The 22,964-nt window shown below is 58.9% G+C and carries 20 protein-coding genes; 10 read left to right on the forward strand and 10 right to left on the reverse strand.

Annotation, left to right across the window (positions count from 1 at the left end):
- Nucleotides 1-123 precede the first annotated feature (123 nt).
- From AC2TEL_RS13225 to AC2TEL_RS13250, 6 genes are all read right to left on the reverse strand, one after another.
- Nucleotides 124-1,614 carry a replicative DNA helicase gene (locus tag AC2TEL_RS13225; protein ID WP_480904395.1) on the reverse strand — a complete coding sequence of 497 codons (1,491 nt, stop codon included), beginning with the start codon at nucleotides 1,612-1,614 and terminating at the stop codon, nucleotides 124-126.
- A 201-nt stretch (nucleotides 1,615-1,815) separates the two neighbouring features.
- Nucleotides 1,816-2,493, reverse strand: a complete 678-nt coding sequence (locus tag AC2TEL_RS13230) for an orotate phosphoribosyltransferase (RefSeq protein WP_480904397.1) — start codon at nucleotides 2,491-2,493, stop codon at nucleotides 1,816-1,818.
- A 143-nt stretch (nucleotides 2,494-2,636) separates the two neighbouring features.
- The gene (locus AC2TEL_RS13235) at nucleotides 2,637-3,818 is read right to left on the reverse strand and encodes an ammonium transporter (protein WP_480904400.1); all 1,182 of its coding nucleotides are present in this window, start codon (nucleotides 3,816-3,818) and stop codon (nucleotides 2,637-2,639) included.
- Nucleotides 3,819-4,019: 201 nt separating this feature from the next.
- Nucleotides 4,020-4,496, reverse strand: a complete 477-nt coding sequence (locus AC2TEL_RS13240; protein ID WP_480904403.1) for a CinA family protein — start codon at nucleotides 4,494-4,496, stop codon at nucleotides 4,020-4,022.
- Complete coding sequence (locus tag AC2TEL_RS13245; RefSeq protein ID WP_480840064.1) at nucleotides 4,493-4,990, reverse strand: phosphatidylglycerophosphatase A family protein; 498 nt, start codon at nucleotides 4,988-4,990, stop codon at nucleotides 4,493-4,495. The genes AC2TEL_RS13240 and AC2TEL_RS13245 overlap by 4 nt, the downstream gene beginning before the upstream one ends.
- Complete coding sequence (locus tag AC2TEL_RS13250; protein ID WP_480904405.1) at nucleotides 4,987-6,117, reverse strand: bifunctional 2-C-methyl-D-erythritol 4-phosphate cytidylyltransferase/2-C-methyl-D-erythritol 2,4-cyclodiphosphate synthase; 1,131 nt, start codon at nucleotides 6,115-6,117, stop codon at nucleotides 4,987-4,989. Before AC2TEL_RS13250 ends, AC2TEL_RS13245 begins: the two co-directional genes overlap by 4 nt.
- A 180-nt stretch (nucleotides 6,118-6,297) precedes the next feature.
- Between AC2TEL_RS13250 and dusB the strand changes: the two genes are divergently transcribed.
- From dusB to ntrX, 5 genes are all read left to right on the forward strand, one after another.
- Nucleotides 6,298-7,281, forward strand: coding sequence for a tRNA dihydrouridine synthase DusB (dusB, locus tag AC2TEL_RS13255; protein WP_480904408.1), 984 nt, complete (start codon nucleotides 6,298-6,300; stop codon nucleotides 7,279-7,281).
- Nucleotides 7,278-8,360 (forward strand): two-component system sensor histidine kinase NtrB, encoded by a 1,083-nt coding sequence (locus AC2TEL_RS13260; RefSeq protein ID WP_480904411.1) that lies wholly within the window; start codon nucleotides 7,278-7,280, stop codon nucleotides 8,358-8,360. Before dusB ends, AC2TEL_RS13260 begins: the two co-directional genes overlap by 4 nt.
- Complete coding sequence (locus AC2TEL_RS13265) at nucleotides 8,360-9,727, forward strand: response regulator (RefSeq protein WP_480904414.1); 1,368 nt, start codon at nucleotides 8,360-8,362, stop codon at nucleotides 9,725-9,727. Before AC2TEL_RS13260 ends, AC2TEL_RS13265 begins: the two co-directional genes overlap by 1 nt.
- A gap of 192 nt (nucleotides 9,728-9,919) precedes the next feature.
- A complete protein-coding gene (locus tag AC2TEL_RS13270; protein ID WP_480904636.1) occupies nucleotides 9,920-12,115 on the forward strand; it encodes a sensor histidine kinase NtrY-like in 2,196 nt (731 codons plus the stop codon).
- Complete coding sequence (gene ntrX / locus AC2TEL_RS13275; protein WP_480840057.1) at nucleotides 12,112-13,521, forward strand: nitrogen assimilation response regulator NtrX; 1,410 nt, start codon at nucleotides 12,112-12,114, stop codon at nucleotides 13,519-13,521. Before AC2TEL_RS13270 ends, ntrX begins: the two co-directional genes overlap by 4 nt.
- Nucleotides 13,522-13,531: 10 nt before the next feature.
- Here the strand turns inward: ntrX and AC2TEL_RS13280 are convergent, their stop codons facing one another.
- Nucleotides 13,532-14,011, reverse strand: a complete 480-nt coding sequence (locus AC2TEL_RS13280) for a hypothetical protein (RefSeq protein WP_480904417.1) — start codon at nucleotides 14,009-14,011, stop codon at nucleotides 13,532-13,534.
- Between the two features lie 96 nt (nucleotides 14,012-14,107).
- Between AC2TEL_RS13280 and trkA the strand changes: the two genes are divergently transcribed.
- From trkA to AC2TEL_RS13305, 5 genes are all read left to right on the forward strand, one after another.
- Nucleotides 14,108-15,484 carry a Trk system potassium transporter TrkA gene (gene trkA / locus AC2TEL_RS13285; RefSeq protein WP_480840053.1) on the forward strand — a complete coding sequence of 459 codons (1,377 nt, stop codon included), beginning with the start codon at nucleotides 14,108-14,110 and terminating at the stop codon, nucleotides 15,482-15,484.
- Nucleotides 15,484-17,025: a TrkH family potassium uptake protein gene (locus tag AC2TEL_RS13290; RefSeq protein ID WP_480840051.1), complete on the forward strand. Its 1,542-nt coding sequence runs from the start codon at nucleotides 15,484-15,486 to the stop codon at nucleotides 17,023-17,025. The genes trkA and AC2TEL_RS13290 overlap by 1 nt, the downstream gene beginning before the upstream one ends.
- A gap of 130 nt (nucleotides 17,026-17,155) precedes the next feature.
- Nucleotides 17,156-17,395 carry an RNA chaperone Hfq gene (gene hfq, locus AC2TEL_RS13295; RefSeq protein WP_005982826.1) on the forward strand — a complete coding sequence of 80 codons (240 nt, stop codon included), beginning with the start codon at nucleotides 17,156-17,158 and terminating at the stop codon, nucleotides 17,393-17,395.
- Complete coding sequence (hflX, locus tag AC2TEL_RS13300) at nucleotides 17,395-18,666, forward strand: GTPase HflX (protein WP_480840049.1); 1,272 nt, start codon at nucleotides 17,395-17,397, stop codon at nucleotides 18,664-18,666. Before hfq ends, hflX begins: the two co-directional genes overlap by 1 nt.
- Before the next feature lie 29 nt (nucleotides 18,667-18,695).
- Nucleotides 18,696-19,004, forward strand: coding sequence for a putative quinol monooxygenase (locus AC2TEL_RS13305; RefSeq protein ID WP_480904420.1), 309 nt, complete (start codon nucleotides 18,696-18,698; stop codon nucleotides 19,002-19,004).
- 33 nt (nucleotides 19,005-19,037) lie between these two features.
- On the opposite strand, the gene AC2TEL_RS13310 is transcribed toward AC2TEL_RS13305, so the two are convergent.
- The 3 genes from AC2TEL_RS13310 to AC2TEL_RS13320 all read right to left on the reverse strand — a co-directional run bounded on the left by AC2TEL_RS13310 (nucleotide 19,038) and on the right by AC2TEL_RS13320 (nucleotide 22,875).
- Nucleotides 19,038-19,433, reverse strand: a complete 396-nt coding sequence (locus AC2TEL_RS13310) for an SgcJ/EcaC family oxidoreductase (RefSeq protein WP_480904423.1) — start codon at nucleotides 19,431-19,433, stop codon at nucleotides 19,038-19,040.
- Between the two features lie 117 nt (nucleotides 19,434-19,550).
- Complete coding sequence (locus AC2TEL_RS13315; RefSeq protein WP_480904426.1) at nucleotides 19,551-20,237, reverse strand: alpha/beta hydrolase; 687 nt, start codon at nucleotides 20,235-20,237, stop codon at nucleotides 19,551-19,553.
- Nucleotides 20,238-20,409: 172 nt separating this feature from the next.
- Nucleotides 20,410-22,875 (reverse strand): penicillin acylase family protein, encoded by a 2,466-nt coding sequence (locus AC2TEL_RS13320; RefSeq protein WP_480904428.1) that lies wholly within the window; start codon nucleotides 22,873-22,875, stop codon nucleotides 20,410-20,412.
- Nucleotides 22,876-22,964: the final 89 nt, after the last annotated feature.

Here is a 22,964-nt window from a genome sequence, read left to right on the forward strand (position 1 = left end):
AAGGGTTGTATTATTGTATTCGCATGCGGGTCAAAGAGGTTCGGAAAGCTGTATCGTTCACGACCCAAACGGTCGACTGCACGATGCTGCTTGGGCAACATCCGTCCGTATCGCATCTGCGGATCAGTAACTTTCGATCTGGCCGCCCTGCTGCCACGGTTTAACCAGATTGCCAAAGCGGGTGAATTGCGCTTCGAACGACAACTCGACCGTGCCAATGGGTCCGTGACGCTGCTTACCGACGATGACCTCGGCCTTGCCATGCAGGCGCTCCATGGCCTGCTTCCACTCTTCCATCTTCTCCAGCTCGTGATCGCCCGGCTTTTCGCGTTCCTTGTAGTATTCCTCGCGGAACACAAACATTACCACGTCGGCATCCTGTTCGATCGATCCAGATTCCCGCAGGTCGGACAGTTGCGGGCGCTTGTCGTCGCGGCTTTCGACCTGACGGCTCAGCTGGGAAAGCGCGATCACCGGGATGTTTAGCTCCTTGGCGATGGCCTTCATGCCCATCGATATCTCGGCGATCTCGTTCACGCGATTGTCCGCCATACCTCGGCAGAGCTGCAGGTAGTCGATCACCAAAAGGTCCAGCCCATGTGTGCGTTTCAACCGGCGCGCACGGGCAGCCAGTTGCGAGATTGGCAGGGCCGGGGTGTCGTCGATGAACAGGGGGCAGGCTTCCAATTCCTTGGCCGCATCGACGAAACGTCGGAACTCGGCCTCGGTCATGTCACCCTGGCGGATTTTGTGCGACGAAATCTCGGACGCTTCGGCCAGAACGCGGCCTGCAAGTTGCTCGGCGCTCATCTCCAACGAGAAGAAGCCCACAACTCCTCCGTCAATCGCGCCTTCAGTACCATCCGGTTTTGTGCCGCGCTTGTAAGCTTTGGCCACGTTGAACGCCACGTTGGTCGCCAGCGAGGTTTTACCCATTGATGGACGCCCCGCCAGAATGATCAGATCGGACGGGTGCAAGCCACCCAACTGTTTATCGAGATCGGCCAGACCGGTGGATATCCCTGCCATGCCGCCACCACGCTGGTACGCCTCGTTGGTGACGTTGACGGCTTCTGTGACCGCCTTGAGGAAGGATTGAAAACCCTGTTCGGTCTGGCCCTGCTCGGAAAGTTGATAAAGCTGCTGCTCGGCCTCGATAATCTGTTCCTTGGGTTCGCTCGACACATCGACCCGAGCTGCCTTGTCCGAAATGTCCCGGCCTAATCGGATCAGCTCGCGACGGATGGCGAGGTCATAGATCATCTGGGCGTAATCATGCACCGCAAAGGCGCTGATCGAAGCACCGGCCAGTTTGACCAGATAGGCCGGGCCGCCGAGCTCTTTCAGGCCCTCATCCTCGGCCATGAAGGATTTCAGTGTCACGGGTGAGGCCAGCGCATTCTTGGCGATGCGTGCGGCCGCCACCTCGTAAATCCGGGCGTGAACCGGGTCGAAAAAATGCTCGGCCCCGATGATCGAGGCCACCCGGTCATACAGATCGTTATTCGTCAGGATCGCGCCCAGAAGCTGCTGCTCGGCCTCGATGGAGTGCGGCATTGTTTCTGCGTTTTGAATCTGCGCCGCTGCCTGCTCGATACTGCTTATCTCGTTCATTGCTGCTCTCACCGTCCCCTTGGGACACAGTCCATAGCCGAGCCCCCTGAGTCGGGGCAAATTGTATGTTTCTGGGGATAGGCTGTGAATATCTCCCAGCCCCATCATATTGAAGTATGATGGGGTCTGGCGTCAACATATAGTCCGAGTGTTGCCTGTTCGTCGCCTACTGTTTCCGATCTGAAAACAGGTTTCGTAGCGTCAACTTTTGTGCGTTTCCTGCCAGCCTCGCGGGTCGTTCAGGAAGGCCTCGACGCCTTCAAGTGTTTCCGGATCAAAGGCTTGCTGTGCCTTGGCTTCAGCCAATACATCCCACCAGGTGCACAAGGAATGCAGCTTCACGCCATGATCGCCGAGGGTTTTTTCGGTTTCGGGGAAGATGCCATAGTAGAAGATAACTGCCGTGTGGCCGCACGTTGCGCCGGTTTCGCGGATTGCATCGACGAATGACAGTTTGGACCCGCCATCGGTGGTCAGATCCTCGACCAGTAGTACACGTTGGCCCTCGCTCATCGCGCCTTCGATGCGGGCGTTTCGGCCATAGCCTTTGGGTTTCTTGCGCACATAGGTCATAGGCAGACCCATGCGTTCGGCGACCATGGCGGCAAAGGGAATGCCCGCCGTTTCACCACCTGCGATGTTGTCGAAGGCTTCGAAGCCCGCGTCGCGCATGACGGTGACGGTCAGGAAATCCATCAGGGCCGAGCGGATGCGCGGATAGGAAATCAGTTTGCGGCAGTCGATATAGGTTGGGCTGGGCAGGCCAGAGGCCAGCGTATACGGATCGCGCGCGTTGAAATGCACGGCCTTGATCTCCAGCAGCATCCGGGCAGTCAGGCGGGCGATTTCGGTGCTGTCGGGAAATGAACTGGGGATCATGGCGCAAACCTCTGGGCTGAAAGGACGTTGCGGGCTGATAGCGCGACGCCTGGGTCAGAGTCGAGAGGGGTTGGCCAAAAGAAAAGCGGACCCCCAAGAGGTCCGCTTGTGCCCTTGCAGGCGATCAGGCAACTAAGGTGGGCTTAGCTGCTGATGTCGTAGGCACGTTCTCCGTGTACCGATAGATCGAGCCCGTTTGTCTCGGTCTCGGCGTCTACGCGAAGCGGTGTGATTAGCGCAACCACTTTCACCAACACAAACGTGACAACTGCCGTAAAGGCACCCACGATCAGCAGCCCGCCCAACTGTGCAGTCCAGGTGCCCAGACCGAATAACGCGATCATAAGCGTTCCGAAAATCCCACCAACGCCGTGCACGGCGAACACGTCCAGCGTGTCGTCGATATTCAGCTTGTTGCGAATGATATTGACCGCCTCCTGACACAACACGCCGGCCACAGCACCGATGATCAACGCCTGCACCGGTCCCACGAATCCCGAGGCCGGGGTGATCGAGGCCAGACCGGCAATCGTACCCGTAACCAGACCAACCATCGACGCCTTGCCGAAACGAATCTTCTCCCACAGCGCCCAGGTCAGCGAAGCAGTGGCAGCGGACAGATGCGTCACGGTCATCGCCATTGCGGCGCCTCCGTCAGCGGCCAGTTGCGAACCGCCATTGAAGCCGAACCAGCCGACCCACAGCATCGCCGCACCGACCATGACAAAACCGGGGCTGTGCGGCGGGGTGGTGCGATTGCGGCGCGGTCCAAGGATCACAGCGATGATCAGGGCGGCCAGACCGGCCGTTTCATGGACGACAATGCCGCCTGCGAAATCGCGCACACCGATCTCACCCAGAATACCGCCATCGGTCAGCATGCCGCCGCCCCAGATCCAATGGACGACCGGTGCATAACACAGCAGCATCCAAAGGGCCGAGAAGGTCAAAACGAATCCGAAACCCACCCGCTCGACATAGGCCCCAACAATCAGTGCCGGGGTGATGATGGCGAAGGTCATCTGGAAGGCGAAGAACAGGACCTCGGGCAGGGTACCAGCCAAGCTGTCGGCATCGACGCCGTTCAGAAAGGCTTTGCCCAACCCGCCCCACAAGCCGGACTCGCCGGGGCCGAACGCAATCGAGTATCCGGCGACCAGCCAGAGGATGCTCATCAGGCACGCGATGCTGAAACAGTGCATGAACACGCTCAGCACGTTTCGGGCGCGAACGAGGCCGCCGTAAAACAGGGCAAGGCCCGGTAATGTCATGAACAGGACCAACGCCGTTGCGACGATGATCCAGGCTGTATCGGCTCCGTTCATGGGCCGCTCTCCTCTTTCGCTGCAGGGGCGCCGATCCGTGCTTGCACGTCACCGACTGGCGCCTGATGAGTGGTGTGCTGTGCGTTGAAGCGAAGAGAGGGCGAGGAAAAAAGAGGCAGCACCCCAAAAGACCGCTTATTTTGAGGGCCTTTTTTCAACTGGTGACAAATTTTGCGCCTTCATGGGGCGAGTGGCGCAAATTTAGGCAAAGCGCGAAACGCCCTGAAAGAGCAGCGTCAACGCGTGGTCGCGGGCAGCGCGTCGGACGTCGTCGCGGCCCAATGCTCCGAATTCAACGGTTTCCACCTGTGTCGGCTGACCTATAGCCGCCAGCCCAAAGCAGACGCGCCCTTCGGGCTTGAACTCGGATCCTCCGGGGCCCGCAATGCCAGTAATCGAAACAGCCAGTTGCGCCTGAGACTGGCGCAATGCCCCTTCGACCATCTCACAGGCAACCTCCTCGGACACCGCTCCATGCGTTGCCAGAGTTTCGGCATCAACGCCCAGCATCTGCTGTTTGGCTTCGTTCGTGTAAGTGACGAACCCCCGGTCGACCACGGCTGAACTGCCGGGAATATCGGTCAGCGCGGCGGCAACCATGCCGCCCGTGCAGCTTTCGGCTGTGACGATCATCAGGTTCCTTGCCTTGGCCCGTTCCAGCAGATCAGCGACATTCATAGGCCCAAAACCCCATGGGCAATCCCTGCAAGGATCACTACGCCAACGGCGGCGAATGCTCCGGCGATCACGTCGTCCAGCATCACACCCATCGGATCACCTCGCCGGTCGGCCCAACCGACGGGCCCGGGTTTGGTGATGTCGAACAGGCGGAACAGAACAAACCCCGCCACCCAGCCGGGCCATAGCGCCGTGATTTCGATCCCATTTGCCCAGGCAGGGTAGGATATTGCCCAAAGGGCGATGAATTGCCCCGCTACTTCGTCGATCACGATTTCCGACGGGTCGTGGTCATCCTGTCCTTCGGTCATGACACGGGTGGCCCACAAACCGCCAAAAAACGCCGCGAGCGTTGCCAGTACCAGCAGAGGAAACCCGCCAAGCGTATGCAGCACCCAGGCCATTGGCAAAGCTGCCAGCGACCCCCAGGTACCCGGGGCAGGGCGCAGATAACCGACGCCGCCAACTGTTCCGATCAGGCGCGCGGCCGTCATGCTTTCACCAGACAGGCCGTGGCAATCGAGGCAATCCCCTCACCGCGGCCGGTAAAGCCCAGTCGTTCGGATGTGGTCGCTTTGATCGAAACTTGATCCGCTTCTAACTCCATGATTTTGGACATTTCTTCCTGCATCGCCTGGGCGTACGGCCCGATCTTGGGATATTCGCAAACCAGCGTGCAATCCACGTTCGAGATGCGAAAGCCCATCTGGCCCGCCAATTCGACCGCGTGCCGCAGAAAGATCTTGCTGGCTGCACCCTTCCACTGAGGATCGGATGGCGGGAAGTGCTGGCCGATATCGCCACGCGCCAGTGCGCCGTAGATCGCGTCCGTGACCGCGTGCATTCCTACATCGGCATCCGAATGCCCCTGTAGCCCGCGATCATGCGGAACCTCTACTCCGCACAGGATCACACGATCCCCGTCGCCAAAACGATGCACGTCGTACCCGTTGCCCAGCCTTACATCCATATCCGTTCCTATTATGCGTTCAGCCCGGGCAAAGTCCTCGGGTCGGGTGATTTTTATGTTGTCCGCGTCGCCCGGCACAATGGCAACGTCCATCCCGGCTGCCCGCGCGACTTCGACATCGTCCGCTGCGACTCCGGCATGTCTCGCGTGGGCAGAAACGATGGCGTCATACAAAAAACCCTGCGGAGTTTGTGCCGCGAACAGGTTGCTACGGTCTTGAGTGCCTGAAACACTTGCATCTGCACCGATCCACAGAGCATCGGTAATAGCCAAACCCGGCGCTGCGGCAGGGCTGGTTTCAAGGGCTTCCAGAACGCCCCGAATGACGCGGGCACTGACACAGGGGCGTGCCACGTCATGAATAAGAACCCGCTCGACATTATGTCCGGCCAGTGCCTCTAGCCCGTTTCGAACCGATCCAGCCCGATCTGCGCCGCCCTTAGTCAGGATCAAATCCGTCTTGCCGAACTCTTTCCACGCCGGCGTATCCTCGGGGGCAAGCACCAAAACGATGTGATCGACCTTTTTGCGGAACCGGTCGATGGTCCAGTCGGCCACTCGCCGTCCAGCCAGAGCACGCCATTGTTTTGGTGTGCCGCCTCCGGCGCGCAATCCGCGTCCTGCGGCGACAATAATGGCGGCGGTGGTCATGGGGTGGCGTCTCCTGTCTTGGGCAATGTTTAGGGGGCGGTGAATGCAGAGGCAATCACCCGCGTCAATTCGCCCAAAAAATAGGCATATGATGATTTTGCGGGCTTGTTTGGCGCCGTTTTCTTGTTCATATGCTGCGTTTTCGATATCAAATCTGCAATTGCTCAAGGATTAGGCACGTTGACCCTGCGTCTTGCTGAAAAGGAACTGACCCCTCCGGTGTTGTTGGCGCCGATGGCTGGAATCACTGACCGACCGTTCCGCGATCTCGTCATGCGGTTCGGCGCAGGCATGGTCGTCAGCGAGATGGTGGCCAGTCAGGAGATGGTGCAGGCGAAACCCGGCGTGCGTGAGCGGGCCGAGCTTTCCGCGGATATTGAAAACACCGCCGTGCAACTGGCGGGTCGAGAGGCGCACTGGATGGCCGAAGCCGCCCGTCAGGTGGCCGACCGGGGTGCGCGGGTGATCGACATCAATATGGGGTGTCCGGCCAAAAAGGTAACGAATGGGTATTCCGGATCCGCATTGCTGAAAACACCGGACCACGCACTAACGCTGATCGAGGCGGTAGTGGGCGCCGTGGATGTGCCTGTGACGCTGAAAACGCGGCTGGGCTGGGATGACTCGCTGCTGAACGCTCCGGATGTGGCCCGGCGTGCGCAGGATGCCGGCATTCAAATGGTTACGATTCACGGACGCACGCGGTGTCAGTTCTACAAAGGTCGCGCTGACTGGCAGGCGATTAGGGCAGTGAAAGAGGCCGTTTCGATCCCCGTGATCGCCAACGGAGATATCGTTGATACGACGGCCGCCAAAGAGGCTTTGGAAAGGTCGGGCGCAGACGGTGTTATGGTAGGACGCGGCGCGCAGGGTAAACCTTGGCTGCTGGCCCAGATTTGTCACGATCTCTACGGGGGGGATGCGCCGGGAATTCCCGAAGGCAAGGACCTGATTGCGATGGTCCGGGCGCATTATCACGCAATGCTGGGCTTTTACGGTCAGGATTTGGGCCTTCGCGTCGCCCGAAAGCATCTGGGGTGGTATATGGATGAAGCAGGCACACCCTTGACCCTGCGCCGGGCGGTCTTGACCTCACGGGATCCTGACGAAGTGCTGCGCTTGTTGGGCGACGCTCTGATCGTCAGGACGGAGGAGGCCGCATGACGTCGGATCAAGCCATCTGGGCCTCTTTGCCGGTTCCTGCCTTCATCATTGACCCGGATGACCGGGTTGCTGATGTCAACTCGTCAGGTGAGGGGTTTCTGAACGCGTCGCGCAAATCCGTACTGGGAAACCCGGTCTGGGATTTGTTGGCCGTCGACGCTCCTCTGGAAGAGGCGTTTGTGCGTGCCCGGCAATACGGGACTCCGCTTTTCGTGAATGATGTGGATGTCGGGTCGGGCAACCGGGCGCCATTACAATGCGCGCTGCAAATCGCGCCGTTGATGGGGCATCCGGGCTCGATGATCATGACCATCTCGCCGCGTGAACTGGCGGGTCGAATGACACTTGGCAACACAGTCAAATCAGCGGCCCAATCCGCGATCGGAATGGCCGAAATGCTGGCGCATGAGATCAAGAATCCGCTGGCCGGCATCACGGGTGCCGCGCAGCTTCTCAGCATGAATATTCCACAGCAAGATCTTGAACTTACAGACCTAATTGTTGCCGAGACGCGACGTATCGTGAAATTGCTGGAGCAGGTCGAGCAATTCGGAAACCTGTCAAAACCTGATTTCAAGCCGGTCAATATCCATGATGTTTTGGATCGCGCGCGCCGGTCGGCGCTGCTGGGTTTTGGGGCGCATATGACCATTATTGAGGACTACGACCCCTCACTGCCCTTGGCTTATGGTGATCCCGATCAGTTTTTGCAAGTGGTGCTGAACCTGCTCAAGAACGCCTCGGAAGCCGCTGATCCCAAAGGCGGAACCATTCGTCTGCGCACTTATTTCGAACATTCTTTCCGCCTACGCCGCAGCGACGGTTCGGGCCATTCGCTGCCCCTGCAGATCGAGATCATCGACGATGGTCCCGGTCTGCCCGAGAAAATCCGCAGCGACATTTTCGATCCCTTCGTTTCGGGTAAAGACAACGGCACCGGCCTCGGGCTGGCACTGGTCAGCAAGATCGTGTCGGACCATGACGGCTGGATTTCAGCCGACTCCGTACCCGGACGCACCGTATTTCGCCTGTCCCTGCGACGGGCGCACAGTGAAGAGCAGCGCAAGGAGAGCCTCTGATGGATGGCACAGTTCTGGTCGCCGATGACGATCGCACAATCCGAACGGTTTTGACTCAGGCCCTGACGCGGGCGGGATGCAAGGTGCATGCGACCTCGTCGCTGACCACGCTGATGCGCTGGGTGGGCGAGGGCAAGGGCGATGTCGTGATCTCGGACGTTGTCATGCCTGATGGCAACGGGCTGGAGATGCTGCCGAAAATAGCCCAGGACCGGCCCGGACTGCCGGTGATCGTGATCTCGGCCCAGAACACGATCATGACGGCAATTCAAGCGGCCGAGGCAGACGCATATGACTATTTGCCGAAGCCTTTTGACTTGCCGGACCTGATGAAACGCACTGCGCGCGCATTAGAGGCCAAACAGCGCGCGCTGCCGGAACCCGCCGACACGACAGAGGAGCGACCGGACGAGTTGCCGTTGGTGGGGCGGACACCTTTGATGCAGTCGCTATACAGGCTGGTTGCGCGCGTGATGAATACGGATTTGTCGGTCATGATTTCCGGTGAAAGCGGAACCGGTAAGTCGCTGATAGGGCGCGCTATTCACGATTTCTCGGACCGTCGCACATTACCATTCGTGACCGTAACGGCGACCGAACTGAGCGATCTGGAAGGCCCCGCGCGGGTGATGGCCCGGGTACGTGGCGGGACGTTGTTGATTGACGAGATTACCGACATTGAGGATGAGGTTCAGGCCCGGATCGTTCGGATGATGGACACGCCGGGCGACCATGTGCCGCGCTTCATGGCCACCAGTCAGTCGGACCTGACCGGTGCCATGGAATCCGGCCGTGTGCGCCAGGACCTGTATTATCGTTTGTGCGGCGCGACGATCCACGTTCCGGCACTGCGGGAGCGTGTGGACGACATAAACCTTTTGGCCGATCATTTTCTGGCCCGGGAGGAGCGTGAAACGGGAACGAAGCGCTGGCTCAGCCCGGATGCGGTTGAACTGGTGCGACGGTATTCCTGGCCCGGCAACGTGCGCCAACTTGAAAACGCCATTCGCCGTCTCAGCCTGACCAGCCGGGCCGACGAGATTTCCCGGACCGAAGTAGAAACGGTTTTGGGCAGTCAGCCCGAAGCCGAACCGGTACTGGGAGACGGAGAACGCGAAAAACTGTCGGCCTCGGTCGGGCGACATCTGCGACGGTATTTTGATTTGCACGGGAATATTCTGCCGCCGCCGGGCCTGTATCAGCGGATTTTGCGCGAAGTCGAAGCGCCGCTGATCGAAATTGCTTTGGATGCAACCGGTGGAAATCAGGCAAAATGTGCTGATTTATTGGGGATTAACCGAAATACGCTGCGTAAAAAAATTACGGATCTCGATATTCAGGTGACACGTCGCCGCAAACTGATGTAATATCGCCACACAAAACGTGGCATCCGGGTTCGTTCCGGCCAACGACCACGACATATGGCGGTAAGTCGCGCAGGCGACACATCAGAATGAGGGCAGACGGTGGCAACCCGGGCACAGAACGGGCCGATCCTATCGATCAACCGGTGGCGCAAGTCCCGGAGGTTCCGCAATTTCAGCACCTTGGGTCTGGTCATGTTGGGTCCGGTGCTGGCGCTTGCGACCTATCTGGTTATCGGTCCATTTGATCTTGGCGCGACGGCCCCGACACTGCGGCTGATTCTCCTTGCAGATCTCGTTTACGTTCTCGTTGTCGCTGCGTTGGTGCTGGGGCAGCTGGGCAGCCTGATCGCTGCGCGACGGGCGAAATCCGCAGGGTCTAGGCTGCACTTGCGCCTGATCGGCGCATTCACGCTGCTTGCGCTGGTGCCAACGGTCACCGTCGCGATCTTTGCCGGACTCACTGTGAATATCGGCCTCGAAGGGTGGTTCTCGGACCGCGTGCGACAGGTTGTCGGGTCGTCCCTGACCGCTGCTGAAGCTTACGAGCAGGAACACCGGCAAGGTCTGACGCAGGACGCCACCGTATTGGCACGGTATCTGGATAATGCGCGGGCGCTGGATTTCTATATCAGTGATGCCGAGCTGCGCGAGGTCCTCGCGCAAGGGCAGGGACAAATTCAGCGCGGCCTGCGCGAGGCTTATGTCATTGACGGAAGTGGAGAGATCAGATCCCGCGGTGATCGGTCTTACCTGTTCAACTACGAAAAACCCACGCCAGAGCAGATAATTGAGGCCAATGATCAGGGCATGGCGATTATTGCCGACTGGGACAACAGCGAGTTTCGCGCGCTGGTGCCATTGCAGGCCTTTGCTGACCGCTATTTGTATGTCAGCCGTGAGGTAGACGGCCAACTACTGACGCTGTTGGACGACACCAAGGAAACGGCCCAGTTCTACCGGCAGCTTGAAAGTGAACGGGGCAGGGTTCTGTTCGAATTTGGCCTGCTGTACTTGGCATTCGCAGTGATCCTCATTCTGGCGGCGATGTCGCTGGGTATGTGGTTCGCGGAACGCCTGTCGCGCCCGGTCGGACGGTTGACCACGGCGGCGCAGCGCGTCGGAGCCGGTGATCTGAGCGTGCAGGTGATAGAAGAGGCCAGCGATGATGAAATCGCCATGCTCGGTCGGTATTTCAACCAAATGACGCGCCAGCTGAAAGGGCAACGCGACACTCTGCTGGAGAACACGCGCCACATCGAACGGCGTCGGCGTCTGTTTGACTCGGTGCTGAGTTCGGTGACTTCCGGTGTTGTGGGTGTCGACCCGGATGGCTGCGTGACCTTTGTGAATCGCTCGGCCGAACGATTGTTGGATTGGTACAGCGGCGAGCAACACCTGGCGATTGGTATCGCTGTGCCTGAGTTCCTGCCTTTGTTCGAGAACCTCAAGGAAAGCGGGCAGGAGGCCGTGCAGGGCGAGGTCAAGGTCACGCGCAAGGGGCAGCTAGAAAATCTTCTGGTCCGCATGGCGACGCGCCGGGGTGAGGATGGCGGGCTTGAAGGGTACGTGGTTGCCTTTGACGATGTGACCGATCTGGTCAGCGCCCAAAGGATGGCGGCCTGGGGCGACGTGGCACGCCGCATCGCGCATGAAATCAAGAACCCTCTGACCCCGATCCAACTGAGCGCCGAACGGATCAAGCGCAAATTCTCCCGCAAGCTGGACGAGGAAGATTGCGACACCTTGGAATCGATGACGGATGTCATCGTGCGCCAGACCAACGATTTGCGGCGCATCGTGGACGAGTTCTCGAAATTTGCGCGTATGCCGGAACCGGATCGCCACGAAGAGAACCTTGTCGAACTGGTGCGCGAGGCTGTGTTGTTGCAACAGTCGGGGCAACCCGATGTGGACATTGATGCCGACCTGCCCGACCAGCCTGTATTCGCGGATGTGGACGCAACGATGCTGAATCAGGCGCTGACCAACCTGATCAAGAACGCGGGTGAAGCTATAGGCACGCTGAAAGAAAAGGGCGCGCCAGAAAACCTCAAACCGCAGATCAAAGTAGCAATGGCGCTCGATGACGCCGGGACTGTCATCACGATTGCCGACAATGGCATCGGCTTGCCCGAAGACCGGGCGCGGCTGTTTGAACCTTATGTAACCACACGTGACGAGGGCACCGGTCTGGGACTGCCGATCGTCAAGAAGATTATCGAAGAACACGGCGGAGCGCTGACATTGGAAGACGCGCCCGTTTTCGACGGACAAGACCATTTCGGCGCGATGGCTGTGATCCGTTTGCCCGGGGCCGAAGGGGCCTCTTCCGTCGCGCCACAAAAGCAGGCGATTAAAACCAACAAACTGAAAGCAGGCCAAAGATGAGCGACATTCTGATCGTAGATGACGAACGCGATATTCGCGAGCTTGTGTCCGATATTCTCGAGGACGAAGGCTATTCCACCAGGCTTGCCGGCAACTCGGACGAGTGTATGTCGGCAATCAATTCCGAGCCACCGGGGCTGCTGATTCTGGATATCTGGCTGAAAGACAGCCGCATGGACGGGATCGACATCCTGAAGGCGGTGAAACGTGACAATCCGGATGTACCGGTGGTGATTATCTCAGGCCACGGGAATATCGAAATTGCGGTCGCTGCGATCAAGCAGGGCGCGTATGATTTCATCGAGAAGCCCTTCAATATTGATCAACTGATGGTCGTGATCCGCCGCGCAATGGAAACCTCGCGATTGCGTCGCGAGAATGCCTCGCTGAAGAGGAAAGAAGTCAGTTGTTCGGACATGATCGGCAAGTCGGCTTCCTTCCGCGCGATGCAAGGTCAATTGGACAAGGTCACCAAGTCAAACGGCCGCGTGATGCTCAGCGGGCCGGCCGGGTCGGGCAAGGAAATCGCGGCCCGGTATATCCACGCCCATTCCAACCGGGCCAACGCCCCGTTTGTCACAGTGAACTGCGCAGGGGTCGAGCCGGAACGTATGGAAGAAGTTCTGTTTGGGCGCGAATCTTCTGAGCGCGGTGTCGAATCCGGCCTGCTGGAAGAGGCGCATGGCGGTGTGATCTATTTCGATGAAGTCGCCGACATGCCCTTGGGCACTCAATCCAAGATCCTGCGTGTTCTGGTGGACCAGCAGTTCCAGCGTGTCGGAGGCACCGACAAGGTACGGGTCGATCTGCGCGTCATCTCTTCGACCAACCGCGATCTCGAAGAGGAAATCGCGGCGGACCGGTTCCGTGAAGAACTGTATCACCGTCTGAACGTTGTTCCGATTACGGTGCCTTCGCTGGAGGAACGGCGCGAGGATATCCCGGTATTGGCGCAGCACTTCATCGAAATGTGCAATGAAACCCAAGGCTTACCGATACGAGAACTGTCCGACGAGGCGGTTGCCCTGCTTCAGACCATGACCTGGCCCGGCAATGTGCGGCAGCTAAAGAATTTGATCGAGCGAGTGCTGATCCTCGGCGATGGAACGGGGCCGATTGAAGCGCGCGAACTGCCCAACGAGGAAGAAAAATCTGACGAAACCGGTCGTGTTGTCCTGTCCGGTGTCTTGGCGACCCTGCCACTGCGCGAAGCCCGTGAAGCGTTTGAGCGGGAGTATCTGCTGACCCAGATCAACCGTTTCGGCGGCAATATCAGCCGCACCGCCAGCTTCGTCGGAATGGAGCGCAGCGCGTTGCACCGCAAGCTGAAGTCGCTGGGCGTGGTCACTTCAAACAAATCGGGTGCGCGGGTGGCGCAGCTTGACGAGCCTGAACCGGCGGAATGATCCGCCGGGGCTAGCCCGTTTGCCCCGGTGTAACGATCTGGAACGAACCGTCGTCGAATTTCACGAAACAGGATGACGGGTTCAGCGGCGGCAGGACCGTTGTGCGCGCAGGTGTGACCCGTGACTTCACGCTGTTTTTGCAAGGCGGAAGGCTGACCGGCCGAAACCCTTTCTGAGCCATGCACTGAGCCTCGACCGTGTTGCGCAACCCCTGGTTTACATCCACTGTGTAAACACGCCCGGGTTCCCACCAGCCTGGCGAGCGGTAGCAATTTCCCTTTCCATCGCAATAGGTGCGTCCGGGCCAGTAGACGGGCGGGCTCTGTCGGATTTGGTTGGCTACCGGCGCGTCCTTAAGCGCCTTTACCTGACATTCTGTCGTCTCAGTCTGCAGGCGCGAGACGCTTTCGCCTTCTCGATAATACAGCGACAGAGGACCGCAAGCGGACAGAACGAGGACGGAAATCAGGAAAGCAGGTACTGTTTTCATACTGTTATCTTGCCTCAACCACCCGATCATGACAATTCAATTGACCGCTTTGGGGGCATCTGTCATTCAATGATTTCAGGCAGAAGGGCCAGAAACATGAAGGTCATCATTTGCGGCGCCGGTCAGGTCGGCTGGCAGATTGCGCGGCACCTGTCGAGCGAACTGAATGATGTGACGGTGGTCGACAACAATCCCGACCTGGTCCGTCGCGCAACCGAAACGCTGGATGTGCAGGGGATCGCGGGCTTTGCAAGCTACCCGGATGTGCTGGATCGGGCAGGGGCGCGCGACGCAGATATGATCATTGCGGCCACTCATTCGGACGAGGTGAATATGGTCACCTGTCAGATGGCGCATTCCGTATTCTCGATCCAGCGCAAGATTGCGCGTCTTCGGTCGAAATCTTACCTTGAGGCGATCCATTCGGACCTTTACCGCCGGGATCATTTGCCTATCGATGTCGTGATCAGCCCCGAGCGTGAGGTCGCAGCGGCCGCAATGCGCCGTCTGTCGGCCCCGTCGGCATTTGACACCGAGATTTTCATGGATGGCAGGGCGCAGTTGTTGGGCATTCGCGTTGATGAGGACTGCCCGATTGTAAACACGCCGCTGCGGCAGTTGACCGATCTGTTTTCGACGCTCAGCTCGATCGTGGTGGGTGTGCGGCGCGAGGGATCCCTGTTTGCCCCGGAATCCGAAGACCAGCTGTTTGTCGGGGACGAATGCTATGTCTTTACCAATGTCAAAGATGTCGACCGCACGATGGAAGTCTTTGGCAAGGCTCAGAAAAAGCAGGACCGCGTCGTGATTGTCGGCGGCGGCAATGTCGGGCTCGAGGTCGCTCGGACGCTGGAAGAACGTGAAAGCCGGGTGCGCGCCAAGATCATCGAGCGGGACCGGAAATGCGCCGAAATCGCCGCCGAAACGCTGGAACGTACAATTGTTTTGAACGGGGATGGGCTGGACACCGCGTTGCTGAGCGAGGCCGGGATTGACCGCGCCGATGCGATGCTGGCCGTCACCGATGACGACCGGACCAATATGCTGGCAGCCGTTCGTGCCAAAAGTGAGGGCTGCGCTCTGGCCATCGCTCTGATCAACGACCCGAGCATGGTGGCGCTGATGGGTCCCCTTGGGATCGACGCTTATATCAACCCGCGCGCCACAACGGTCAGTTCGATCCTGCGACACATTCGCCATGGCCGCGTAAGGCAGGTCTATTCCATCGGAGATGCAGAAGCCGAGGTGATCGAAGCAGAGGTTCTTTCGACCTCGCCCATGGCCGGACAGAAACTGCGCGACATCGATTTCCCGGAAGGTGTCCTGGTTGGTGCTGTGCGAAAAGGCGACGATGTCGTGCGTCCCACGGGCAGTCTGCGGATTGATGAAAAAGACGTGGTCGCCATTTTTGCGCTGGCTAAAGACGTGCCCGAGGTGGAACGCCTGATGCAGGTCTCCATTGATTTCTTCTGATGTTACGGGCGAAGGGTCAGCAGCAGATCGGGTTTTTTCGGCGATTGCCGCTGCTTTTGCTGATCTGGGGTGTCGCGTCGTTGGCGATGTGGATTCCCGCCGTTTATGCGCTGGCCCTGGATGACCATGATACGTCACGGTCGTTTTTCTACTCCGGCCTTCTGGGCATTTTTGTCGTCACGCTCATCTCTCTGGCTCTGATGAATCGGAAGCCTCGTCGGGGGACATTGGGTCAGCTGGCGGTGATGTTGTCTTCGTTTACGATCCTGCCTTTGTTTCTGGCGATCCCGTTACATGAGGCCCTGGGCAATACCAGCTTTTTAAATGCGTATTTTGATATGGTCAGCGCGGTTACAACAACAGGGGCTGACCTGTTCCCTGATCCTGCGCGTCTGACCGCACCGCTGCATTTGTGGCGGGCCCTTGTGGGTTGGCTGGGCGGTTTGCTGATGTGGATCGCCGCGGCGGCGATTCTTGCGCCATTGTCACTGGGAGGGTTCGAAGTCACGGCACGTGGCCAGCCGGGCCGCCCGGTATCGGGTGTCGCGCAGAGCGAAAAGATGGACCCGCGCGGGCATCTGATCCGAGTGACACGCGCTCTGGCACCGGTCTACACCGGGTTGACCGTGGTGATGTGGATCCTGTTGCTGATCGCAGGCGAACAGGGGCTGACCGCAATTTGTCATGCCATGTCCGTCATGGCGACGTCGGGAATCTCGCCTGTGGGTGGGCTTGAGGGGTCGACTGCAGGCATCACAGGCGAGGCAATTGTATTCTTGTTTCTGTTTTTCGCTTTGTCCCGCCTCACGTTTTCGGCGGACACGGCAACAACGGGGTACGCACGGCTGGACAAGGATCCCGAATTTCGTATCGGTGTTTTGATCGTGATGGCGGTCGCAGCTTTGTTGTTCTTCCGCGTCCTGGCCGGCGTTGCAGAACTAGGCCTACAGATCGAACTCATTCAGGCGCTGCATGTCATCTGGGGCATGGTGTTCACTGTAATGTCGTTTCTGACTACGGCCGGGTTCGAAAGCGCCAACTGGAATGACGCCCAGCAACTGTCGGGTTTGGGTACTCCCGGATTGGTCCTGATGGGGCTCGCACTGATCGGCGGCGGCGTCGCTACTACCGCCGGCGGGGTCAAGTTGCTGAGGGTCTATGCCCTCTATCTGAATGGCAAGCGCGAGATCGACCGGCTGATCTACCCCTCATCTGTCAGCGGCGAGGGCGGAGGCAACCGCCGTATTCAAAGCGATGGTGCCTTTATTGCCTGGATCTTCCTGATGATGTTCGCGCTGACCCTTGGTCTGTTCGATGTGTTGCTGGCCGCGACAGGCGTGGGTTTCGAACAGGCGATGGTTTTGAGTGTCGCCACTCTAAGCACGACCGGACCGCTGATCGAACTGGCCACGGACGTACCTATTAGACTGGTTGACCTGTCTGCCGGGGCCAAGCTGACGCTTTGCGCTGCAATGGTTATTGGCCGGTTGGAAACCCTTGCCATCATCGCACTGATTACTCCGGCCCTGTGGCGGGATTAACCTGCTTGCAGGCCATTCCATTAACGCCTGATTTTTCATCTGGAATATCTGCGCGCGCCACTCCATACTCAGCCGGAGGGAGCGCGTTGGTCCGCAGCGCGTAGCAAGAACAATGGCGAGATAACAAAATATGGCTTCGGACAGACAGAATCTGCAGGACGCGTTCCTGAACAATGTACGGAAAGCAAAAGTCCCGGTCACGATTTTCCTGATCAACGGCGTTAAATTGCAGGGTGTCATCACCTGGTTCGACAATTTCTGTGTACTGTTGCGCCGCGACGGACAGTCGCAGTTGGTGTACAAGCACGCAATTTCGACCATCATGCCGTCGCAACCGATCAATCTCTATGAGGGCGAAGACGCCTCTTGATGGAACATGACAGGACGCGCACCCGTGCCTGGGTGCTGCATCCCGAAATCAAATCAGATGAACAGCGCCGTGTTCCCGAACCAGCGCTGGAAGAGGCGGTGGCACTGGCCGCCGCTTTGCCCGATCTGGATGTGATCGGTTCGGAAATCGTGCGCCTGCAACGCGCGCAGCCGGGGCTTCTGTTTGGCAGCGGCAAGATCGAAGACCTGGGCGAGCGACTTCATGACAACAAGATCGAGCTTGTCCTGATCGACGGTCCGGTGACGCCTGTTCAGCAGCGCAACCTTGAAAAGGCGTGGAAGGTCAAAATCCTCGATCGCACCGGTCTGATCCTGGAAATTTTCAGCGACCGCGCCCGCACGCGAGAGGGCGTTCTTCAGGTCGAGATGGCGGCGCTCAGCTATCAGCGCACGCGGCTGGTACGGGCGTGGACCCACCTGGAACGGCAGCGTGGTGGTCTGGGCTTTGTTGGCGGACCCGGTGAAACCCAGATTGAAGCAGACCGTCGCGCCATTGACGAACAGCTCGTGCGCCTGCGGCGGCAGCTGCAAAAGGTGGTCAAAACCCGCACGCTCCATCGCGCCGCGCGTGCAAAGGTGCCGTATCCGATTGTAGCCCTGGTGGGCTATACGAACGCGGGCAAATCGACGTTGTTCAATCGCCTGACCGGGGCTGAGGTGATGGCCAAGGACATGCTGTTCGCCACCCTCGATCCAACTATGCGCCGGGTCGAATTGCCGGACGGCCCCGAGGTGATACTGTCGGACACGGTGGGATTTATCTCGAACCTGCCCACGGAACTGGTCGCGGCGTTTCGGGCGACATTGGAAGAGGTTCTGGGTGCGGACCTGATCGTTCATGTGCGTGATATCAGTCACGAAGAATCCGACGAACAGGCAAAGGACGTCGAAACCATCCTGACCTCGCTAGGTGTGGACGACGAACGTCCCCGGCTGGAAGTCTGGAACAAGACTGACCTGCTTTCACCCGATGAAACCGAAGCGGCCCTGTCACGGGCAGAGCGGGACCCGGCAATATATCCCATTTCCGCCGTAACAGGCGCAGGCGTCGAAAAACTGCTGGCCGAGATTGCAGTCAAGCTGCAGGGCGCCCGGCATGAATCTGTTCTGAACCTGGATTATTCGGAAGGCAACAAGCGCGCGTGGCTGTTCCGTCAGGACGTTGTGCGCACAGAAAAGCAGACCGATGAAGGGTTCGTTATTACTGTGCTCTGGACCGACAAACAGGCCGCACAATACTCTGCGCTGTGAATTGTCGCGCGTGAATATGGGAGAGAGCGATGTCGCAGGCCGATAGCGCGAAAATCAGATTGCAGGGGTTTCTGATTGTCCCGCCCGACAGGCTGGCGGATGTGCTTCGGGCATTGCCGGAGCACATAGCACTGACCCGAAATGAGACTGGATGCCTCGCATTCGAGGTCAGAGAGGATGCAGAGCTTCCAGGGCGGTTGATCGTGTCCGAGGTCTTTGAAAATCAGGCCGCATTCGAGGCGCATCAAGCACGCACAAAAGCATCCGACTGGTATCTGGTCACTCAGGGCCTCGAACGCGATTATGAGATTTTCACGGATGCAGAAGACCCCCTTTAGGGTCTTTTGTCAGTGTGAGTCGACTGGGGCAGATTACTTCCCGTCTATCTGCCTCTGGTAATCGTCCGCGTCAAACCATCCGAGTGACGATTTTATCTTGTGGTCCGCGCCCAACTCCCACTCTTCCCAGCCACGGGTGATGACATGGTTGCCGGTTTGGGCATGGCGTCCCTCGAGCGTCCAGACAAAGATGGCGTGCGAACCAGCCCACCGCAGCATATCGCACCGCACTTCAAGATCGGGAAAATCTGCGTGAAACCCGCGCGCCATTTCCGCAATTGCGTCGCGTCCGCGTAAAGGCTCGCCCCGGTTGATCGAAATCTGACCGTCCGAGGCAAAGAACGAGGCGACTGCATTTGCGTCGCCCGAACTCCATGCAATGGCATAGTCGCGCGCCAAATTGTTCAATGTGTCTCGAACACTGCCCACCGGTTTCCCCCTTCATTGTCGCTGCAATGGCCTTGCGAATGCTATGCCAAATGCGCGCAGCGGCGTCCATGCTAGCCCTGGCAATGCGCGGATATCGGCGAAAAACTGAAGAAGAGCTCAGTATTCCCGGCTCAATCCATGCATCCACTGCCAGCTGTCGCGGGCGATCTCGGGCCCAACGACGTAAAGCCAATGAGAATGCGCCGGGATCAGGTGCAGGTCGACCGGGTGCCCCGATTGCGCAAGCGCCCGAGCTGCCTCGCGCGCTGCGGCGACCGAGAAGATGTGGTCGCGCGTGCCCAGATACAGGCGAACCGGCTTGGCTTTTCTGGTCGGGGCGTGGCTGTCGGCTGGGTTAAAGCCAGCATGAAGCACAGCCGCTTTCCACGGCCCAATGGTCCGGTTGATAAGAAATGCTGCCAGTTTCGCCCCATCGGAATGGCCAAACAGATAGATATCACCCGGGTCGAGGCCATACTGATCGGGAACCGACTTAAGCATGTCCTCCAGAAGTGTTTGTGAGATGTCGTCCGCCGTCCAGGTCTTGCCGCGCGCATTGGGTGCAATCAGGATCAGGCCGTTGTCGCTGGCTGTGGTCATCCACATTTCCAGCACCGACAATCCGTTCCGACCGGCCCCATGCAGCAGGATAACGACAGGCGCCGAAGGTTCCGCGGTCGGCCCGTAGCTGTACCAGCGCCGTCCATTCGCCGTGTGAAGCGTCGACAATTGTTTCACCTGTGAAGAGGGTGCGTAGGAAAATTCCTCGGGCCACGGGTATTCAAGATCCCGGCGCTCAGCCATTTTGACCTGTTTTGGTTGCACTTGATCAGGTTGAGCGGCGGCGGCAAGGGGACTAACCGGCCGTTGGGCTGCGTGTTCCGAAAGCAAAAACGCGGCAAGCACGAAGCAGGCAAGACCAAAAAGCAGGCCAAGTACCAATAGGCGGAGCGTGAACACTTATGACTCCGAAAGATTAGCGGGCGGGGTTAAGGTGGGTCACGCCAACCGCAGCCGCGCGGGCGAGGTCTATGTCCAATGACATGGGGATGTATTCTCCGCGGCGCCAAAGTTGGGCCTGATCGTCATAATAGCGCGACAGGAAATGGCCGGACTGGCCGGTTGCCGTAATGAAGACCGAGCTGTCCGAATCGGCAAAATCATAAACCCCACGATAGCCCGCGCCGTGGACGTTCTGAAATGGATCGGGACCGACGCCGGATGTCCGACCCCGAAGAAGAGTGTTGTCACCGCCGCTTGTCGATTGGCGGATGTTCACAAAAAACCGCAGCACCGGAACCTCGCCCAGAACCGGGTGATCGTGCGTGGCCTGATGCGCGTCGCCCCAGCGCAGGGATTCCAGCGCGTTTCCGTACCGTTCCGATATCCAGATCAGCGCATCGTCCAACGCCAGCCGCGCCATGTCGGTGCAGGTTTCAACCGGAGCACTTTGACGCACGTCGCACCAGACCGACGCACCGTCGATATCGCGGTAAACCCGTTCGATGAACAATGGCTCGACATGTTTGTACTCACTCGCGAGCGGACCAAGGTCGTCCGAAATCAGGCGGATCTGCAACGCGCGCAGCCATGCGGCATAGATCAGAGGCTCTGGCAGATGTTCATTCATCTCGCCATTCCATTCGGCCAGCAGGCTGAGTGCGGTTTGGCGCTGGCGCTCCAATGTTCCTTCCGGAGCGGACTCGCCTGTAAACCAGAGGTCGGCACCGATCAGTGGCAGCAACGAACGCGCCGTGAAGCTGACGGTGTCCAACTGAGCCTCGATAAAGCTGTCGCGAGTATGAACTTCGCGCGACTGCATCAGGCGTTCCCAGCGGTGTACCCGTTGAGTGTCGCCCCATTCATATGAGACGTGTTTTGGAAAGGGCCGGTCGATGATCTTGTTGTTGGTGTTGCCCAGGATGCCGCCTGCAGGGGCAACGAATTCAGGATTGTCCGAATAGGGCAGGCGGCCCTGCCAGCGATTACGTTTCAGCCAACCGGGGGTCGGAATGCGGCCCCGGCTTTGATTGTTCAGATCCCGATTGGGCATTGCGCCAATCAGTTTCAGTCCGATCGTGTCCTTGTCGACCAGCGACAGGTTCTGTGAGGGCGCAATATAGTTTTCAGCTGCGGCAATCGCCTGCCGCACCGTGTCAGCATTCATCAGGGCCATCGATGCCGTCATCGATGTATCGCGAGGGCTAAGGGCGTTCCATGACAGCGAAGCGACATGCCCCGGAGGCGTGATGGTTTCCAGATTGTAATCCGTGCCCGGTAGAACGGGGCCGTTTTCCGTCCAGCGTAAGGTCAGCGTGATGGGGGCTTCATCCTTGATCTCAATGATCGAAGGACGGGTGCGGAATTTCTTGAACCCATCGGGGGTCAGGTATTCTTCGGGGTTATCCGGGTTCAGCCGTTCGATATGCACGTCCTGATCGTCCAGATAGGACGAAGTTAAACCCCAACCCAACCGGTCACTTCGCCCGGTCATGACTGCCGGGACGCCGGGAATGGTGGCGCCGATGACGCCCCCTTTTACTAGTTCCAGCCGCGCGAGGTACCAGACGCCGGGGGCGGTGAGACCCAGATGCGGGTCGTTCGCCAGCAAAGTGCCGCCACTGGCCGAGCGGGATGGCGCAGCAGACCAGGCATTGGAAGCGCCAGCCAATCCGCGGCGCGGAATAGGCGACAGGGGGAGGTCGGGCGTTTCCGTACCGGCGGCATATCGTGGCAAGTTTGGAAAAAGCGCGGCATATTCGGGAAGGGCGGCGATCCCCGGACCGGGTACATCCGGCAGGATATCGGCAAGACGGGCCGGGTCGTCGAGCATCAGAGAAGTACGGGCCCTGAGAACTTCATCCTGCAGGTGGCCGGACAGTTGCAACGCCATCAGCTTGATCACCGCCAGGCTGTCGCCGGGCTGCCAGGGAGACACCGGTGCGTTGAACAGAAACATTTCGGGCGCGCCGCGGCCCAGTGCCTGCTCGTTAATCTCGTCCAGCCGGGCGTTCACTCCGGCGGCATATGCCCGCAATGCAGCCTTGGTATAGTCGTTTTGAACTTCGACCGACCGATGGGCCAACCCGTACAGATCGAAGCGGCGCAACAGCTTGTCGATATGAACCGTACGCTGGCCAAAGATTTCCGAGAGCCGCCCCTGCGCAGTACGGCGCAGAACCGTCATCTGCCACAGCCGGTCCTGCGCATGGGCATAGCCCAGACCAAAGAACACATCCGGATCGTTCTGGCCCAGAATGTGCGGTACGTTCGCGGTGTCACGGACGATCTCGATCGGGGCGGTCAGACCTTTGACTTCAAGGCTTTGATCGTAGTCGGGCAGGGACTGGCTGGCCAGAAAGTAGACCAGTCCGATGGCGGCCAGTACCAGCAAGATCAGCCCCGAGGTAATCCGTACCAGCCAGCGAAAGACAAGACCCATCCGTGCCCCACATATCCATTCGGTTTAAGTTGGGTCGGAGATTAGAGGATGCCCGGAACGACCGAAAGGGGATTACCCACGTAAACCGT

Source organism: Ruegeria sp. HKCCD9138, assembly GCF_057220975.1.

What these genes read in the sequence shown, in the direction of transcription:
- AC2TEL_RS13225 (WP_480904395.1), bottom strand. Translation starts at nt 1,614, where the DNA reads ATGAACGAGATAAGCAGTATCGAGCAGGCAGCGGCGCAGATTCAAAAC.
- AC2TEL_RS13230 (WP_480904397.1), bottom strand. Translation starts at nt 2,493, where the DNA reads ATGATCCCCAGTTCATTTCCCGACAGCACCGAAATCGCCCGCCTGACT.
- AC2TEL_RS13235 (WP_480904400.1), bottom strand. Translation starts at nt 3,818, where the DNA reads ATGAACGGAGCCGATACAGCCTGGATCATCGTCGCAACGGCGTTGGTC.
- AC2TEL_RS13240 (WP_480904403.1), bottom strand. Translation starts at nt 4,496, where the DNA reads ATGAATGTCGCTGATCTGCTGGAACGGGCCAAGGCAAGGAACCTGATG.
- AC2TEL_RS13245 (WP_480840064.1), bottom strand. Translation starts at nt 4,990, where the DNA reads ATGACGGCCGCGCGCCTGATCGGAACAGTTGGCGGCGTCGGTTATCTG.
- AC2TEL_RS13250 (WP_480904405.1), bottom strand. Translation starts at nt 6,117, where the DNA reads ATGACCACCGCCGCCATTATTGTCGCCGCAGGACGCGGATTGCGCGCC.
- AC2TEL_RS13260 (WP_480904411.1), top strand. Translation starts at nt 7,278, where the DNA reads ATGACGTCGGATCAAGCCATCTGGGCCTCTTTGCCGGTTCCTGCCTTC.
- AC2TEL_RS13265 (WP_480904414.1), top strand. Translation starts at nt 8,360, where the DNA reads ATGGATGGCACAGTTCTGGTCGCCGATGACGATCGCACAATCCGAACG.
- AC2TEL_RS13270 (WP_480904636.1), top strand. Translation starts at nt 9,920, where the DNA reads ATGTTGGGTCCGGTGCTGGCGCTTGCGACCTATCTGGTTATCGGTCCA.
- ntrX (WP_480840057.1), top strand. Translation starts at nt 12,112, where the DNA reads ATGAGCGACATTCTGATCGTAGATGACGAACGCGATATTCGCGAGCTT.
- AC2TEL_RS13280 (WP_480904417.1), bottom strand. Translation starts at nt 14,011, where the DNA reads ATGAAAACAGTACCTGCTTTCCTGATTTCCGTCCTCGTTCTGTCCGCT.
- trkA (WP_480840053.1), top strand. Translation starts at nt 14,108, where the DNA reads ATGAAGGTCATCATTTGCGGCGCCGGTCAGGTCGGCTGGCAGATTGCG.
- AC2TEL_RS13290 (WP_480840051.1), top strand. Translation starts at nt 15,484, where the DNA reads ATGTTACGGGCGAAGGGTCAGCAGCAGATCGGGTTTTTTCGGCGATTG.
- hfq (WP_005982826.1), top strand. Translation starts at nt 17,156, where the DNA reads ATGGCTTCGGACAGACAGAATCTGCAGGACGCGTTCCTGAACAATGTA.
- hflX (WP_480840049.1), top strand. Translation starts at nt 17,395, where the DNA reads ATGGAACATGACAGGACGCGCACCCGTGCCTGGGTGCTGCATCCCGAA.
- AC2TEL_RS13305 (WP_480904420.1), top strand. Translation starts at nt 18,696, where the DNA reads ATGTCGCAGGCCGATAGCGCGAAAATCAGATTGCAGGGGTTTCTGATT.
- AC2TEL_RS13315 (WP_480904426.1), bottom strand. Translation starts at nt 20,237, where the DNA reads ATGGCTGAGCGCCGGGATCTTGAATACCCGTGGCCCGAGGAATTTTCC.
- AC2TEL_RS13320 (WP_480904428.1), bottom strand. Translation starts at nt 22,875, where the DNA reads ATGGGTCTTGTCTTTCGCTGGCTGGTACGGATTACCTCGGGGCTGATC.